This window comes from Aeromonas sp. R1-1 (assembly GCF_040908495.1).
GTDB classification, from domain to species: domain Bacteria; phylum Pseudomonadota; class Gammaproteobacteria; order Enterobacterales; family Aeromonadaceae; genus Aeromonas; species Aeromonas veronii.
Map to the genome: position 1 here is coordinate 21,247 of NZ_JBFODV010000087.1, position 15,938 is coordinate 37,184.

Annotated in this window: 14 protein-coding genes; 12 read left to right on the top strand and 2 right to left on the bottom strand. The window is 59.6% G+C overall.

The window, feature by feature from the left end:
- Positions 1–34 precede the first annotated feature (34 nt).
- The 4 genes from hemC to AB5Y92_RS05190 are packed head-to-tail and all read left to right on the top strand — an operon-like array spanning position 35 to position 3,915.
- The gene (hemC, locus tag AB5Y92_RS05175) at positions 35–964 is read left to right on the top strand and encodes a hydroxymethylbilane synthase (RefSeq protein ID WP_201912029.1); all 930 of its coding nucleotides are present in this window, start codon (positions 35–37) and stop codon (positions 962–964) included.
- Entirely contained in the window at positions 961–1,695 is a 735-nt protein-coding gene (locus AB5Y92_RS05180; RefSeq protein WP_279461444.1) for a uroporphyrinogen-III synthase, read from the top strand. Before hemC ends, AB5Y92_RS05180 begins: the two co-directional genes overlap by 4 nt.
- On the top strand, positions 1,692–2,741 hold the full coding sequence (locus AB5Y92_RS05185; RefSeq protein WP_368225838.1) for a uroporphyrinogen-III C-methyltransferase: 1,050 nt from the start codon (positions 1,692–1,694) through the stop codon (positions 2,739–2,741). Before AB5Y92_RS05180 ends, AB5Y92_RS05185 begins: the two co-directional genes overlap by 4 nt.
- 10 nt (positions 2,742–2,751) lie before the next feature.
- Positions 2,752–3,915, top strand: a complete 1,164-nt coding sequence (locus AB5Y92_RS05190; protein ID WP_139440313.1) for a heme biosynthesis HemY N-terminal domain-containing protein — start codon at positions 2,752–2,754, stop codon at positions 3,913–3,915.
- Positions 3,916–3,985: 70 nt separating this feature from the next.
- On the opposite strand, the gene AB5Y92_RS05195 is transcribed toward AB5Y92_RS05190, so the two are convergent.
- Complete coding sequence (locus AB5Y92_RS05195) at positions 3,986–4,237, bottom strand: YkgJ family cysteine cluster protein (RefSeq protein WP_005336384.1); 252 nt, start codon at positions 4,235–4,237, stop codon at positions 3,986–3,988.
- A gap of 134 nt (positions 4,238–4,371) precedes the next feature.
- The gene (glpX, locus tag AB5Y92_RS05200) at positions 4,372–5,382 is read right to left on the bottom strand and encodes a class II fructose-bisphosphatase (protein WP_005336386.1); all 1,011 of its coding nucleotides are present in this window, start codon (positions 5,380–5,382) and stop codon (positions 4,372–4,374) included.
- A gap of 221 nt (positions 5,383–5,603) precedes the next feature.
- Between glpX and AB5Y92_RS05205 the strand changes: the two genes are divergently transcribed.
- The 8 genes from AB5Y92_RS05205 to AB5Y92_RS05240 form a co-directional block, all read left to right on the top strand.
- On the top strand, positions 5,604–6,692 hold the full coding sequence (locus AB5Y92_RS05205; protein WP_164535908.1) for a porin: 1,089 nt from the start codon (positions 5,604–5,606) through the stop codon (positions 6,690–6,692).
- Between the two features lie 120 nt (positions 6,693–6,812).
- Positions 6,813–7,733 carry an ABC transporter substrate-binding protein gene (locus tag AB5Y92_RS05210; protein WP_368225841.1) on the top strand — a complete coding sequence of 307 codons (921 nt, stop codon included), beginning with the start codon at positions 6,813–6,815 and terminating at the stop codon, positions 7,731–7,733.
- 33 nt (positions 7,734–7,766) lie between these two features.
- Positions 7,767–8,645 carry a DMT family transporter gene (locus tag AB5Y92_RS05215; RefSeq protein WP_201986355.1) on the top strand — a complete coding sequence of 293 codons (879 nt, stop codon included), beginning with the start codon at positions 7,767–7,769 and terminating at the stop codon, positions 8,643–8,645.
- A 436-nt stretch (positions 8,646–9,081) separates the two neighbouring features.
- On the top strand, positions 9,082–10,548 hold the full coding sequence (gene yjeM, locus AB5Y92_RS05220; protein ID WP_164535906.1) for a glutamate/gamma-aminobutyrate family transporter YjeM: 1,467 nt from the start codon (positions 9,082–9,084) through the stop codon (positions 10,546–10,548).
- A gap of 258 nt (positions 10,549–10,806) precedes the next feature.
- A complete protein-coding gene (pbpG, locus tag AB5Y92_RS05225) occupies positions 10,807–11,718 on the top strand; it encodes a D-alanyl-D-alanine endopeptidase (protein WP_005336410.1) in 912 nt (303 codons plus the stop codon).
- A 223-nt stretch (positions 11,719–11,941) separates the two neighbouring features.
- Positions 11,942–12,979, top strand: coding sequence for an acyltransferase (locus AB5Y92_RS05230; RefSeq protein ID WP_368225843.1), 1,038 nt, complete (start codon positions 11,942–11,944; stop codon positions 12,977–12,979).
- 294 nt (positions 12,980–13,273) lie between these two features.
- Positions 13,274–15,313, top strand: a complete 2,040-nt coding sequence (locus AB5Y92_RS05235) for a TonB-dependent siderophore receptor (protein ID WP_164537888.1) — start codon at positions 13,274–13,276, stop codon at positions 15,311–15,313.
- 62 nt (positions 15,314–15,375) lie between these two features.
- The coding region (locus AB5Y92_RS05240) for a PepSY-associated TM helix domain-containing protein (protein WP_368225845.1) at positions 15,376–15,938 on the top strand (563 nt) is incomplete at its 3' end.

Below are 15,938 nucleotides of genomic sequence, written 5' to 3' on the forward strand. Positions count from 1 at the left end.
CGATTTCCTTCTAAAAATGAAACAACTGATTGATATGGCAGCCCGAACCCTGAAAATTGCCACTCGCAAGAGCCCGCTGGCCCTGTGGCAGGCCAACTTTGTCAAAGACCGGCTCGAAGCCCTGCACCCGCAGTTGCAGGTCGAACTGGTGCCCATGAGCACTCAGGGTGACAAGATCCTCGATACCCCGCTGGCCAAGGTCGGTGGCAAGGGGTTGTTCGTCAAGGAGCTGGAGACCGCCATGCTGGAAGGACGGGCCGATATCGCCGTTCACTCCATGAAAGATGTGCCGGTGGAGTTCCCCGAGGGGCTCGGCCTGCACACCATCTGCGAGCGGGAAGATCCCCGCGATGCCTTCGTCTCCAATCGTTTCAAGGCCATTGCCGGACTGCCGCAAGGGGCCGTGGTCGGCACCTCCAGCCTGCGCCGCCAGTGCCAGCTGCGCGCCGCCCGCCCGGATCTGGTGATCCGCGACCTGCGTGGCAACGTCAACACTCGTCTCGCCAAGCTGGATGCGGGTGAGTACGATGCCATCATCCTCGCCGCCGCCGGTCTGAAACGACTGGAGATGGCGCACCGCATCACCGCCTTTATCGAGCCGGAGCAGAGCCTGCCGGCCAACGGCCAGGGTGCGGTCGGCATCGAATGCCGCCTCGACGATCACGAGCTGCACGCCCTGCTGGCGCCGCTGGAGCACGCCGAAACACGCGCCAGGGTGCTGACCGAGCGCGCCATGAATCGCGCCCTGCAAGGGGGATGTCAGGTGCCTATCGGTGCCTACGCACTGGTCGAAGGCGAGCAGATCTGGCTGCGTGGTCTGGTGGGTAGCCCGGATGGCAGCCAGGTGATCCGCGACGAGATCCGCGGCCCGCTGGCCGATGGTGAGGCCCTCGGCGAGCAACTGGCCCAGCGCCTGCTGGCCGCCGGTGCCGACGAGATCCTGGCCGAGGTCTACCGCGCATGACCCCGCTGGTGGTGCGTCCGGCCGCCCAAGCCGCCGAGCTGGTGCAGTTGCTGCGCCAGCACGGTCATGCACCACTCTGCTGCCCGCTGCTGAAAACCGTGGCGGGCAGCGAACTCCCTCTCCTGCCCGACCTGTTGCGCAGTGCTGACGCGGTTATCGCCGTCAGCATCCATGCCGTTCATTTTGCACACGATTTTCTGTTGCAAACTGGTCAGACCTGGCCACATATTGAGTACTTTGCGGTGGGTCAGGCCAGCGCAGATGCGTTTGCAGCCATAGGCATCACGGCAAGTTGCCCGGATGACCCGCGCAGCGAAGGGCTGCTGGCCCTGCCCGCCCTGCAGCAGATAGCAGGCAAACGGGTACTGATCCTGCGGGGCAATGGCGGGCGGGATCTCATCGCCAGCACGCTGGCCTCACGCGGTGCTCTGATGCACTATTGTGCGGCCTATGAGCGCCACTACCCCGAGCTGGACGGGGACACATTGACCCACCACTGGCAGGCAGCGGGGCTGGACAGCCTGCTCATTACCAGTGGTGAACTGCTGCAACGGCTGCTGGAACTGGTTCCCGACCACCAGCGGCCCTGGCTTTTTGACCGCCTGCTGGTGGTCCCCAGCCCGCGCGTGGCCGAGATGGCCCACTCCGCGGGCTTTATCCATATCACGATTGCCCAAGGTGCATCCAACCAGGCCCTGACGGCCGCACTGGAACTGAGGAAGATGGAATGACAGAACAACAAGAATCCCAGGTCAAACCCCAGCCGACCGCTGCGGTCAATGGCAGCAAGAGCCGCTCCGGTGCCGTACTGGGAGGGGTCGCCATCCTGCTGGCCCTTGGCCTGACCGGCGGTCTCTATCTGCACGGCCACAAGAACGCCGTTGCCCAGCAGGCCGAACTGGCCCAACTCAAGCAGCAGCTGGCGAGCGCCCTGAGCAAGATCGACCAGACCAGCAGCAAGGATGCCGAGCAGCTGGCCGCACTGGATCAAACCCAGCAGCGGTTGCAGGGGGAGATGCAGGGTCTGCAGAACCGGGTACTGGATCTGAATGACAAGCGCCCCAACGACTGGATGCTGGCCGAATCCGAATATCTGGTACGGATGGCGGGCCGCAAACTGTGGCTGGAGCATGACCTCGTCTCCGCCATCACCCTGCTCGGCAATGCCGACGAGCGGATCGCCGCCCTCAACGACCCCAGCCTGATGCCGATCCGCAAGGCACTGGCCGAGGATATCGCCAAGCTCAAGGGGATGCCGCGCATCGACCGCGAGGGGCTGACCCTCAAGCTAGCTGCGCTGTCCGACCAGATCGAGCTACTGCCTCTCTCCACCGTCAGCATGCCGGAAGCCAAGGCCGAGCCGGAGCAGGCGGTCAGCACCAATCCCGACGAGTGGGAGAGCAACCTGAAGAAAAACTGGGTCAAGTTCACCGAGAACTTCATCACCATCCGTCGCCGCGATGGCGCGGTCGAGGCGCTGCTCTCGCCGCAGCAGGAGATCTTCCTGCGTGAAAACCTCAAAACCAAGCTGTTGCAGGCCCAGCTCTCCGTCTATCGCGAGCAGCAGGCGCTCTACGAAGACAGCCTGGACAAGGCCCAGCGCTGGCTGACCCAGTATTTCGACACCGACAACAGCGCCACCCGCTACATGCAGGGCGAGATCGACAAGCTCAAAGGTGAGCAGATCCAGATCGACTATCCGGCCCAGTTCAAGACCCAGGCGATGCTGGAGCGGGTGCTGACCGAACGCCTGCAACGCATTCTGGCCAGCAGCTGAGGAGGGCACCATGATCCGTATAATCATTCTGGTTGCCGTGATGGTCGCAGGGCTGATCTTTGGCCCGCAAGCCTCCGGTAACAAGGGCTATGTGCTGATTGCCCTTGGCAATTACACCATCGAATCTTCCGTCACCAGCGCGGTGATCCTGGCCGTGCTGTTCTACAGCGCCCTGCTGATCGTCGAGTGGCTGCTGGGTCGGGTATTCGGCCTGCGCCGCAAGACCCTCGGCTGGTACGGCTCGCGCCGCCGCCGCAAGGCCAATCAACAGACCGTCGCCGCCACCCTGGCAATGGCCGAAGGGCACTACAGTCAGGCTGAAAAGCTGATGATCAAGGGGGCCAGCAACAGCGACACCCCGCTGCTCAACTACCTGAGCGCAGCCAAGGCGGCACAGGCACGTGGTGACGACGCCCGCCGGGATCAATACCTGCAAAAAGCGCAGGAGGAGAACCCCAAAGCCGAGCTGGCGCTCACCCTGACCCAGACCCAGTTGCAGATCGAGCAGGGCCAGTACGATACCGCGCTGGCGATGCTGGAGTCGGTCTACGCCCTCAACCCGCGCCACCCCATGGTGCTGGATCAGCTGCGTCAGGTACATCTGGCCCGTCAGGACTGGAGCTCCTTGTGCGACCTGATCCCGGCGCTGCACAAGGTGGGCAAGCTGACCCCGAAACAGGAAGAAGATCTGCTGCAACAGGCTTGGTGTGGTCGCCTGCAACAGGCTGCCGGCAGCCTCGAGACCCTCAAGGCGGTATGGCAGGATCTGCCGCGTAAACTGCGCCTCAAGCCGGAACTGCTGGCCTGCTACGGCGATCTGCTGCGCCAGCTGGGCGCCGATGGCGAGGCCGCCACCCTGTGGCAGGAGGCGCTGCGCAAACAGCCGATGCCGCAGCTGCTGGCTCGCCTGCCCAAGCTGAAACTCGAGAGTTACCAGCCGCTGCTGGCACTGCTGCAAAAACAGCAGGGGCAACCGGAGGTGGACACCGCACTGGCCCAGCTCTATCTGCTGGCAGGTCAACTGGACGATGCCCAGAAGCTGCTGGAGCAGGAGGTGGAGCGGGCGCCGAGCGCCGCTGCCTACCACGCCCTCGGCCAGCTGATGGACAAACGCCGCCTTACCAACAAGGCCAACGAGTACTATCGTCAGGCACTGGAACTGGCGGGGATCTGATCCCCGGCAAACAGAAACGCGAGAGGCCGCATGATGCGGCCTCTTTTTTTATCTCTTCGCCCTGCCCTCGTCAGGTGGTGAGCCGCTCCAGCTCGCCGATCAGCCAGATGGCCTCGGCACGGTGGCTGCCGCACACATCCATCATGGGGCGAAAACCGCCGCACACCGCCGGCCGCTCCGGTTGACCGAATATCTTGCAGCCAAGGGCGCTATCGAGCTGGATACAGGGGACGCCAGCCGGTTTGCCATCTGGCATACCGGGAATGGCACTGCTGATACTGGGGGCGATGCAACAGGCAGCGCAGCCGCTACGACACTCCATAGACTCCACTCCTTTGGGACGGTCTGAGCCACCATAGCCGAAGCGGCGGCACAAACGTAGCTGGCGCACAACAAAAAGCCCGACCGCACGGGCGATCGGGCTTCAGACAACACAGCCGGTTCAGCGAGCCATCATCACAGGATGATATCGCGTACCACGCTGTCTTTGCGCTCAAGATAATGGATCGACTTGATACGACGAATGGTGCGCGACTTGCCACGGATCAACAGAGTCTCGGTGGTCGCCATCACGCCATCGCTGGTGATGCCATCCAGCAGATCACCCTTGGTGATGCCGGTAGCGGAGAAGATGACGTTGTCATTCTTCGCCATGTCTTCCAGCTTGAGCACCTTGTTGACATCGATGCCCAGCGCTTCGCAGCGGGCAATTTCCTGCTCGCCCAGCGCACGCACTTCCGGGCTGTCGCCCTTGACCCGGTGACGCGGCACCAGACGGGCCTGCATGTCGCCATCCAGCGCGCGGATCACCGCAGCGGAGATCACCCCTTCCGGTGCGCCGCCGATGCCATACAGCATGTCGACTTCGCTGTCCGGCAGACAGGTGAGGATGGAGGCGGCAACGTCACCATCAGGAATGGCGAACACCCGCACGCCCAGACCCTGCATCTCCTTGATTGCCTTGTCATGACGCGGCTTGGCCAGGGTAATGACGGTCAGACGGGAGAGCGGCTTGCCCAGCGCCTTGGCCACGGACTTCAGGTTCAGCTCGAGAGCCTGATCCAGGTCGATGGCGCCTTTGGCCTTGGGCCCGACGATCAGCTTTTCCATGTACATGTCAGGCGCTTTCAGGAAAGAACCCTTGTCGCCCACCGCCAGCACGGCCAGCGCGTTGGCCTGACCCATGGCGGTCATGCGGGTACCCTCGATGGGATCGACCGCGATATCCACCGCGTCGCCGTGTCCGGTACCGACCTTCTCGCCGATATAGAGCATCGGCGCTTCATCAATTTCACCTTCGCCGATCACAATCTCACCATCGATCTCGATCTGGTTGAGAATGTGGCGCATGGCCGCTACGGCCGCCCCATCAGCGATATTCTTGTCACCACGTCCGAGCCACTTGTAGCCAGCCAGTGCAGCCGCTTCCGTCACTCGGGAAAACTCGATTGCCAGTTCACGTCTCATCGCATATCCAACCTATGGAGCTCGAAAACGGGCGGCATTCTACCACAAGGGCAAACCTTTGCGCACAAAAGTAGCTGCTGCGAGCAAGAATGTAGCCAATTCATCCAATTGCAACCCAATTGCCATCGACTCTTCATCCAACTGTCACCCCGCTGTCATCCCCGCTGCCTAGCATGACCCCGTTTTCAAAACAAAAGCTTGCAACACCACAAGGGATTAAGATGAAAAAGCTGACTGTAGTGGCACTGGCTCTCACCGCAGCCTTCCAGGCTCAAGCCGTTGAAGTGTACAAAAATGACACCTCCATGCTGGATCTCTATGGCCGTATCTACGCTGGTCAATTCTTCGGTGACAAGAAGGAAGGGGTCGATACAACAAACCCGAATACTATCAATGGCACCAAGGATTACAGCGCCAAGCAAGGGGCCAACCAATTTGTCCGCTTCGGCGCCAAGGCCGAGACCCAGATCCAGAGCGGTCTGAAAGCATTGGCCCTGTACGAAGTGCAGATGTACATCAACGACAGCGAAAAGACCTTGGGTAAAGATGGAAACACAGACAACCTGCGCACCCGTCTGGCCTTTGCCGGTGTCGGCGCTGACTGGGGTACCGTGACTTTCGGTCGCCAGAAAGGGGCCCCTGGCTTCCTGGCCGACTGGACTGATGTCTCCCTCTCCGACGGCTACGGCAACGAAGCGCTGGGCGCCAAGACCGACACCTTCGCCACCAACCGCGCCGGTTCTGTGTTGAAGTATTCCGGCCTGTTCAACGGCTTCCAGTTTGATGCCAGCTACAAATTTGATGGCGGCCAAGAAGAAGACAAGAGCAGCAACAAGATCTCCGCCGCAGACCCAGCCTATGGTGCAGCAGTGGCTTATACCTTCCCGTTCAATCTGTCACTGGGTACCGCCTACAACGTTGGCCAACGTCAGGAAAAGAATACCGAAGACGCAAAGCTATGGCTGATCTCAGCCAAGTTCGACAACAAGGCAGCCTATGCGGCTCTGAGCTATGCCGATGGCTCTGACTTTGTGCAGAGTGGCACCGATCATACCGGCTGGGAAGCCGCGCTGGGCTACAACTTCGAGAACGGCTTCGGTCTGATGGCCCTGTGGAACAAACAGGAGCAGGAAGTCACTGGCGGCACGAAAACCGATGCCATTGACTACTACACCCTGGGTGCCCAGTACAAATTCAACAAGAACCTGCGGGTGATTGGCGAGTACCGTATCAACAATCTGGACAGCGTTGCCGGCAAAGCGACTGCCAACAAGGATGACTTCCAGCTGGCTGCCCGCTACGACTTCTAATCGAGGTTTTGCGGATCCCCAAAGCGCGATGGCTTGCCATCGCGCTTTTTGCTGAGCGTCGCTCACGACCGGAGAAAGTGGCCTAGGCTCAACAGTAGATGTATCGCCGGAGAGATGATCATGGTCAGACTGCCTCTCGTCCTGCTGTTGCTGCTGGCTCTTCCCGCTCACGCCCTTTCTATCGCCATGGTGCTGTGGCGCGGTGAAACCACAGCCGAAGCGGGCTTTCGGGCAGAGCTGACCCGCCTTGGCTATCAGGCCACCATCACCACCTATAACGCCGATCAGGATCGTACGGCGCTGGCAACCATGCTGCGCCAGCAGATGCTGCCGAAACTGGCCGAATACGACTACATCTACACCTTTGGCACCACCGCCACCACCATGACCAAGAGTCTGGTGGCCAACCGCAAGCCTCTGATTTTCAATGTGGTTTCCGATCCGGTCGGGGCAGACATCCTCTCGGAAGACAAAGCCCAGAACAGCATGGTGGCCGGGGTAAGCAACATGGTGCCGATGGCGCTGCAACTGGCCAACGCCAGCGAGCATCTGGCCACCGGCAAACGGCTGCTGCTACCCTTCAACCCCCGTGAGCAGAACACCCTGCTGGTGGCCGATATGTTGCTCAATGAAGCGAAACGCTATCAGTGGCAGATGGTCACCTGGCGAATGGCCCCTGACCCACGGCGGCTGGACAACGAACTGAAGCGGTTGCAACAGGACGCCAAAAACGACATCGTCTTTCTGGCCGCAGACAGCTATCTGCTCTCCATCGCCCCCCGCCTGCTGAATGCGCTCAACGAAGCTGCCATCCCTACCATCTGCAGTGCCGAGCTGTTCGTTGAACACGGCTGCAGCGTTGGCACCATCAGCAGCTACGAGGCACTGGGCAAGATGGCCGCCGGGATCATCCATCGCCACCAGCAGGGAACCGAGCTGCAAGATATTCCGCTGCAGACCGACCCCCATCCCAAACTGGTGCTGGGGCAACTGGGTAACGCCACCACGCAGGAGGCGAGCCCCGAAAAGCCGAAGCCTTGATAAAGATCTCGGCCAATCAGGCTCCGGGCGGGTATGCTGTTGACCCCCATCGCCCGAGAGCCCTTTCCCATGAGTACCACCGTCTTTTTTGCCGTTCTGCTGGCAGCCCTGCTTCACGCCAGCTGGAATGCGCTGGTCAAGATTGGCGAAGAGCGGCTGGTGGGGGTGTCACTGGTGGCGATCTTCTCAGGGCTTATCGCCGCCGTGGCGCTGCTGCCCATGGGGCTTCCCTCTGCTGCCGAGCTGCCCTGGCTCGGCCTCTCAGTCCTGCTCCATATCGGTTACTGCCTGTTTCTCAGCCATGCCTACAATCAGGGCGATTTTGGCCAGATCTATCCGCTGGCCCGTGGCAGTGCCCCGCTGCTCGCCATGGCGTTAAGTGCCATATTGCTGGGGGACTACCCCGGTTACGGCGGCATCATCGGCGCCTGCGTGCTGATCATGGGGGTCTTGCTGATGGCCTGGCGAGGCGGGCAGCAGCGCCTTGACAGCAAAGCGGTTCGGGCGGCACTGATCACGGCTATGTTCACGGCGACCTATACCCTCTCGGATGGGGCCGGCGCCCGCGCAGGGGGTGAACCGGTACGCTACACCCTCTGGCTCTTTGCCTACACCGGGCTAGCGATGCTGCTGGTGCTGATCGTCCACCAGAAACGCAACGCATGGCGCCAGATCCGTCAATATGCACTGGTTGGCGCCACCGGAGGTGCTATGTCACTGCTCGCCTACGGGATTGTTATCTGGGCCATGACCCAAGCCCCCATTGGCGTGGTCGCGGCTCTGCGCGAAAGCAGTGTGCTGTTTGCCATGCTGCTCTCGGTCTGGCTGCTGAAAGAGCCGCTCGGGCGCATGCGGCTGACGGCGGCGGCCATTATTACCGGCGGCGTGCTGCTGACCCGGCTGGGAGGATAAGCGCTGTCGCCATTGGTGCGTATTTATCTGACAGGATGGCGTAATTCACTCCGCCAAATATGCCGAATACCAATAATGGAAATAAGTGTCAGCCCTGGCGTAAATGTTTACATCCGCAACGTATCAATTAACTGGCAGGTCTGTTTATTTCAACCACAGCTTCATTCGGGAAACTTACCTGCCCAGCAGCATTAATGATAAAATCGTTCACAGTTAATTTTCGGCAACGCTGACCAATATCGCGCATGGCACAGACCATGCTGCTCCGCCCATACATTCATTGACTGCCTGACGGGTAAGCCAGCCCTGGTCAGAGATGACCTGATCGCGCCCGCCACAGCAGGATGGCATGGCGCTACCGCGTTATTAATGGGTCCGGTTTCGTCTGTTTAATTTTTGATTATTTTAAATCCAGCACCATCAGGGAGTTTTTAATATGTCAGCAAAAAAGCTGAAGTTGGGCGCCTTTATATTGATGATATTAACATCGGTATTTGGCGTCACTAATATCGGGATCGGTTTTTACCGAATGGGATATGCCGCCATTCCGATGTTCGTGATCGGCGGTCTGTTTTTCTTCATCCCGTTCATTTTGATGATGATCGAATTCGGCACCGGTTTTCGCAAAGAGGCGGGCGGTATCTTTACCTGGATGCGCCACTCGGTCTCGACCCGATTTGCCTTTATCGGTCTGACCATGTGGTTTGCCTCCTACGTCATCTGGATGTTTGGCAAGGCGCTCTCCATGTGGGTGCCCCTCTCCTTCATGCTGTTTGGCCGCGACATCACCGTCATCCCGGTCACCCTGGGCACCGGCATCGACTTCGGCCCCTTTATTCTGGGCGTGGTCGCCATCGCGCTGGTTGCCACCGTCACCAAGCTCATCACCCTGGGTAGCGCCCGCTTCGCCAAAGTGGCGGCCATCGGCGGTCTCTCCGTGGTGGCACTCAACGTGTTGCTGCTGGTCGGCGGCGTCTTCACCTTCGCGGTGAGCGGTATGACTCTGCAGGAGCCCTTCACCCAAGCATCGCTGACGGCCTCTCCCAATGCCGCTTTCAACGACATCATCCCCTTCCTCGGCTTTATGGTGTTCGCCATCTTCGCCTACGGCGGGGTCGAGGCGATGGCCGGGGTGGCTGACGAGCTGGAAGATCCCGAGCGCGACCTCAAGCGCGGCATCTTCCTCTCCGGCGCCTTCATCGTGCTCTGTTACATCATCGGCTTTCTGGCGGTCGGCTCCATCATGCGCTGGAGCGACTTCCCGGCCGAGGGAATCACCTCTCTCTCCGCCCTTTTCATCATCATGCTGGAGCTGGGGCGCCATCTCGGTGGCGAGTGGCTGGGACAGGTGTTCATGCGCTTTGCCGGATTGGGCATGTTCCTGAGCTATCTGGGTGCCTTTATCGCCCTCTCCTACGCACCGCTGCGCCAGTTCATCACCGGCACCCCGAGCTACTTCTGGCCGGAGCGTTTCCAGCGCGAGAACGAGAATGGCGTACGGATTGAAGCCCTCAAGGTGCAAGCCTGGGTGGTCTGTCTGTTCATTGCCACCAAGTCCATCTTTACCCTGATCAACCCGGAAGGGGCCGCCGCCCTCTATGAGCTGGTCATCACCATGACCAATGTCGGCATGACCCTGCCCTACATGTTCCTCATCTACGCTTGGTATCGCTATCGCAACAACCCGGCGCTGGGCAAGGACCTGATCTTCTTCAAGAGCGCGGGCTCGGTACTGCTTGCCACCATCATCAGCCTGATCCTGGTCGCCTTCGGCAACGTCTTTACCGTGGTCGCCCCCTTTATCTCCGGCGATATCTCCACCGGCGTCTGGACCATCATTGGCCCGCTGCTGTTCGTGGTGATCGCCATGCGCTTCAAGATAAAGCAGGAAGATGCCCACTAAACGGTAAGCAATGCGCCATGCCAATCGGGACTGTTCTGGTCCCGATTTTTTTAGCGCCTGCTTCCGCTCGCCATCACGACCAGCACGTAGTTTCAATGTAAAAAAGACTCCATGGAGACCTCTTTTACGCTCTCCTCGCCGTCAGAGCGCGCTCAACGCCGTAAATTATCAATATCAAGGTGAGAATGATTGTGAAGCGCCAGTTCACGACATATAACTTAGCGAGATATCCCTGTATTTCGTCCGGTAGAGCTGATCATGATGATGCGTTCCCTCCTTCCCCTGTTGCTTGGCGCAGTAATGCTGCCGGCCACTATGGACAGTGCCCATGCCAACCCCTTTTCCGCCAGCAGCAAGAGCAGCAGCGGCTTTCTCGAGCGACGGGATGTGCCCAACCTCAGCTCGGCTGCCTTCGTGGTAGCCAACCACAGAACCGGCGAGGTGATCTCCGAGCGCAACGGCAACCGGGTAATGCCCATCGCCTCACTCACCAAGCTGATGACGGCGCTGGTGGTGCTGGATGCCAACCTGCGCCTCAACGAAATGCTCACCGTGACCAATGCCGACATCGACCGCATCAAGGGAACCGGCTCGCGCCTGGCCATAGGTTCCAGGCTCAGTCGCGCCGAAATGCTCCATATCGCCCTGATGTCCTCTGAAAACCGTGCCGCCTCGGCGCTGGCCCGCCACTATCCCGGCGGCCAGCGTGCCTTTGTCGAGGCGATGAACGCCAAAGCCCGCATGCTGGGGATGTGGAATACCCGCTACGCCGACAGCACAGGGCTCAACCCACGCAATGTCTCCACCGCGCAGGATCTGGCCAAACTCGCCGCCGCAGCGGCCTCCTATCCGCTGATCCGTCAGTACTCCACCGACGAGCAGAGCTATGTGCGCACCAACAAACGCCAGCTGCACTACCTCAACTCCAACCGGCTGATCCGCGAAGGGCAATGGGAGTTCACCCTCTCCAAGACCGGCTATATCCGCGAAGCGGGCCGCTGTCTGGTGCTGGGTACCAAGGTCAATCGTGAGCCGGTGATCATGGTGCTGCTCAATGCCGAAACCACCAACGATCGGGTCGCCGATGCCAAGCGGATCAAAACCTGGCTGGAGAGCTCGGGCAGAACCACCCTTGCAGCCAACCAGAGCAGCATGCTGACTCACCAGTAAGCTCGAGATCCCCAACCAAGCGAGGCACCTGCCTCGCTTTTTTTATCTGCATGAGCGCGCCCAAAAAATGGGATCCAGTTCCCGCTACAGGTAACACCTTCCGCCATTCAGTTACAAAACGTAACTACTCAACAGCGTGATTCACACTAATAGAATCAATTGGTTGTAACCTGGCAGCGAGAATTTTAGCGTGCCATCACAACCCCTGTAACGACGAGCCACCATGCGTATTTCCAGTATCGAGTGCGGGCGGGTACTGGCCATTCTGGCCGTGATGACCATTCACGTATCCCCCTTCGCCAATCCGTTCAATCCCGCCCTGTGGGGAAGTGGATCCTGGCTCTGGCTGAGCGGCACCATCAACCAGTTATGTCGCTTTGCCGTGCCGCTGTTTTTCCTCTGTGCCGGTTACTTTCTGCAGCCGAGACTGAGCCGCGAAGCGCCGCTGACCGTGGCCTGGCGCTACTGCCACCCCTTGCTGCTGCTCTGGCTGGTATGGAGTCTGGTCTACCTGCTGGTGCCGTTCAATCCGCTGGATGCCGTGCAGCAAGGCTATCTGGCCTCCCTGCGCGGGCAGTGGCAATTCCAGATCGGCGACCCCCTCAATGGCTGGCTGGTGGGCGGTATGATCCACCTCTGGTTCCTGCCAGCCCTGGTCATGGCGGTGGCCCTGCTGGCACTCTGCTACCGGCTTGGCAGACCATCGTTCGCCCTCTGGCTGGGTCTTGACCTCTACCTGCTGGCGCTGCTGGGGGGCTCCTATGCCAAGCCGCTGCTGGGTGCCGAGTGGCCACTGCTCACCCGTAACGGCCCCTTCTTCTCCCTGCTGTTTGTGGCGCTCGGTGCCCTGCTGCGCCAGCGTCAGTGGCAGCCGGATATCCGCACCGGCTGGCAACTGCTGCTGGCTGGGGTGACGCTCTATGGCTGTGAAGCCTGGGCGCTGCAGCACTTTGCCGCAGTGCCGCTCACCCGCCACGACTTCCTGCTCGGCTCCCTTCCCTGGGCTATCGGCCTGTTTGGCCTGCTGCTGGCCAACCCCGAGTGGGGCAAGGGCAGCTGGCTTGAGCGCCAGGCCCCCAAAGTGCTCGGGATCTACTGCCTGCACATGATGCTGGTGGTCTGGCTCTTCGTGTTCGGCCCGCAGGGCGCATCCATCCTGTGGGAGATTGCCAAGGTGCCGCTGCTGCTGGGAGCGTCGTTGCTGGTCTATCGCCTGATGGCGGCCCTGCCCCTCGCCCGCCGACTGCTGCGTACTCGCTGAGTCCGGTATCCGGCCCGTCCTATCGGGCCGGATACCTCTTCACGTTTAGCCCCTTTCTCTTCCGCTACGCCCTTTTTGCTCTCGCTTCATTACCGCAGTTTGCTGCAATGGTTCTACTTTTCAGCCGCGCTTCCCCAACCGTAAAACCTGCCACCACAGCCCCCCTCCATTTTCACCTTGCCAGACAAATGAAAATCAATATCATTGGCATCCCGCTTAAGCGGGTCAGGCTAATTATAATTAAATCAATATGTTCGATCCGTCAGGTCGACATCCAAAGAGTCAATATTGAATATGCAGCACCCTCACTTTCGCAGAACGCTGGTTTCGCTGGCACTGCTGGGCACCGGCTTCACTGCCCAGGCCGCCGATGAAACCATGACAGTGGTTGGCAAACGATCCCAGCATCAGGAAGTTGCCACCGCAACCCGTACCAATACGCCAGCCAAGCTGGTTCCCCAGACCATCGACAGCGTCAAGGTCAGCGAGCTGACCGCCTTCGGCCAACCCACATTGAGCGAAGCTCTGGTCGGCATTCCAGGTGTTGATGCAAGCGGTGATACCCGCTTCGACGGCGTCACAATCCGCGGCTTTAGCGCAGGCACGGATTTCTATCTCGACGGATTCCGCGACGACATGCAGTACACCCGGGATCTCGGCAATATCGAACGGGTAGAAGTGCTAAAGGGCCCGGCAGCAGTACTCTACGGGCGTGGTAGCAGCGGCGGCATCATCAACCGCATCAGCAAAAAACCGCAGAAAGGGCAGGAGTCCAGCGTCACAGTACGCGTGGGCAGTTACGATTACCAACGCATGGCCGCAGACCTGAGCGCCGAGCCGAGCGAGGCGGTGCAACTACGACTCAACGTCGCTCAGGAAGACAACGACAGCTTCCGTAATGGCGTTCACGGCAGACGTACTATGGTGGCACCAGCCATGAACTGGGATATCACTGATCGATTGAGCTGGCTACTGCAATACGAACGCAATGAATCGCACCGCACGCCGGACCGCGGTATCCCCAGCCTTAACGGTCGTCCAGCAGATGTGCCACGTGACGCCGTCTATAGCGATTTACGGCGTGACTACATCAACGATCTGGCACAGTCGGCACGCTCTCGCTTCACTTGGGATGTAAACGACGACTGGCAGGTGCGCCAGCAACTGAGCCTGATCGATCTCTCGAGCCAGTTCGACAATACCTACATAACCAAAATGGAAGGTGAGCAAATAACTCGAACTCGCTGGCAGCAAGATTTACAAACCCGTAATCTCGCCTCCAGTCTTGAGGTCGAAGGACACCTGCAGAGTGGCCCCATTGCCCACACCCTATTGGTCGGCACCGATCAGGGGTGGCAGGAGCGTTATCCCAAGCTATGGAAAAGTCCTGATCTTAAATCTTTCAACCTTTACAACCCTGAGGCCCTACCGACCTACGACGGCAAGATGTCCCTTTCCTCTGACAAGCAACATAAAATCCGCAGTATCGGGACTTATGTACAAGATCAGCTCTCAATGGGCGACTGGACACTGCTGCTAGGACTGCGTTATGACCAATTCGAGGTCAACAGTCGTGACAATAAAAACCCGGCTGAGGAGACAATCTCAAACCACAGCCTGAGCCCGCGCGCAGGATTGGTATGGAATCCGATAGAAGAACACGCTTTCTATCTCTCTTACAGTAAAAGCTTTATGCCCAATGGCGGTGGCGTGACAGGCCTTAACCAGATCGGTGATAAAAACAACACTCTAGACCCAGAGCTGACCCGTCAATATGAGACCGGCGTCAAGAGCGACTGGCTAGATGGCAAACTGGCAACCACCCTCTCCATCTACCGGCTGGAGATGTATAACAAGCGAACCAAAGATCCACTCGATCCCAGCAAGATACTCCTCACTGGCCTGCAACGTACCGACGGTATCGAACTCAGTACACGAGCTCAGCTGAACGACGAGGTTTATCTCCGCGGCGGCATAGCTCTGCAAGATGCAGAAATGGTGGAAGACTCCATCAATAAGGGCAATCGCCCAAGCAGCGTATCACGCCTAAATGGCGAACTGTTTGCCGGTTATCAGCAAGGAAAGCTCGGCTGGTTCGGCGAGAGCGGTGTTACCGCTGTGGGTGATCGCTTTGCTGACAATGCCAATACCACGGTGCTCCCCGGCTATGCACGCGTTGATACCAGAGCGGGCTATCGCTGGGAACATTGGGAAGCGCAGTTCGGTATGGAGAACCTGTTTGACACTCACTACTACGTAAGTGCTACCGGCGCCTCTCAGATCATGCCCGGCTCCCCACGGCAGGTTAATTTGACTACGTCCTACCGTTTTTGATCCAGTGACAACCACCCCGACTGGCCAGCCCTTGCTGGCCAGTTTTTTATGAAGCAACCACGATGAAACGCAGAAGAGTTCCCCTTCACAACAACAAATGGGTACGCCGCCTCCATGCCTGGGCCGGTTTTTTTACCCTCGCCCTGATGCTGATGTACGGCATCACCGGTCTCTGGCTGCAACACCGTGCCGTGTTGCCCATCCCCGGCCCCCACACCGACAAATCGAGTGAAGAGATAGTGCTGGAGGCGCCACTCGCCAGCCCGGAGCAGCTGAAAAGCCTGCTGCAACAGCGCTATCCCGATACCTTTGCCGACGGGCGAACCATGCTCACCCCGGCCCAGACCCTGCCCACCCCGAACGGCCCGCTCACCCTGCCCGCCAAGTGGGAGATGCGCGGCGTCACCCTCAGCCAGAGCGTGGCCGCCAGCTATGTCGAGGGTACCCTGCTGGTACGTACCGACCTGCAACTGGCCAACTTTGCCGCCAGCCTCAACCGGCTGCACCGCGGTATGGGCACCGGCCTCGGCTGGCAGCTGTTTGGCGATATCGCCGCCCTGGCCCTGTTGCTGCTCGCCCTCACCAGCCTGTTTATGTGGACCAAGCTGCACGGCACACCCAGAGC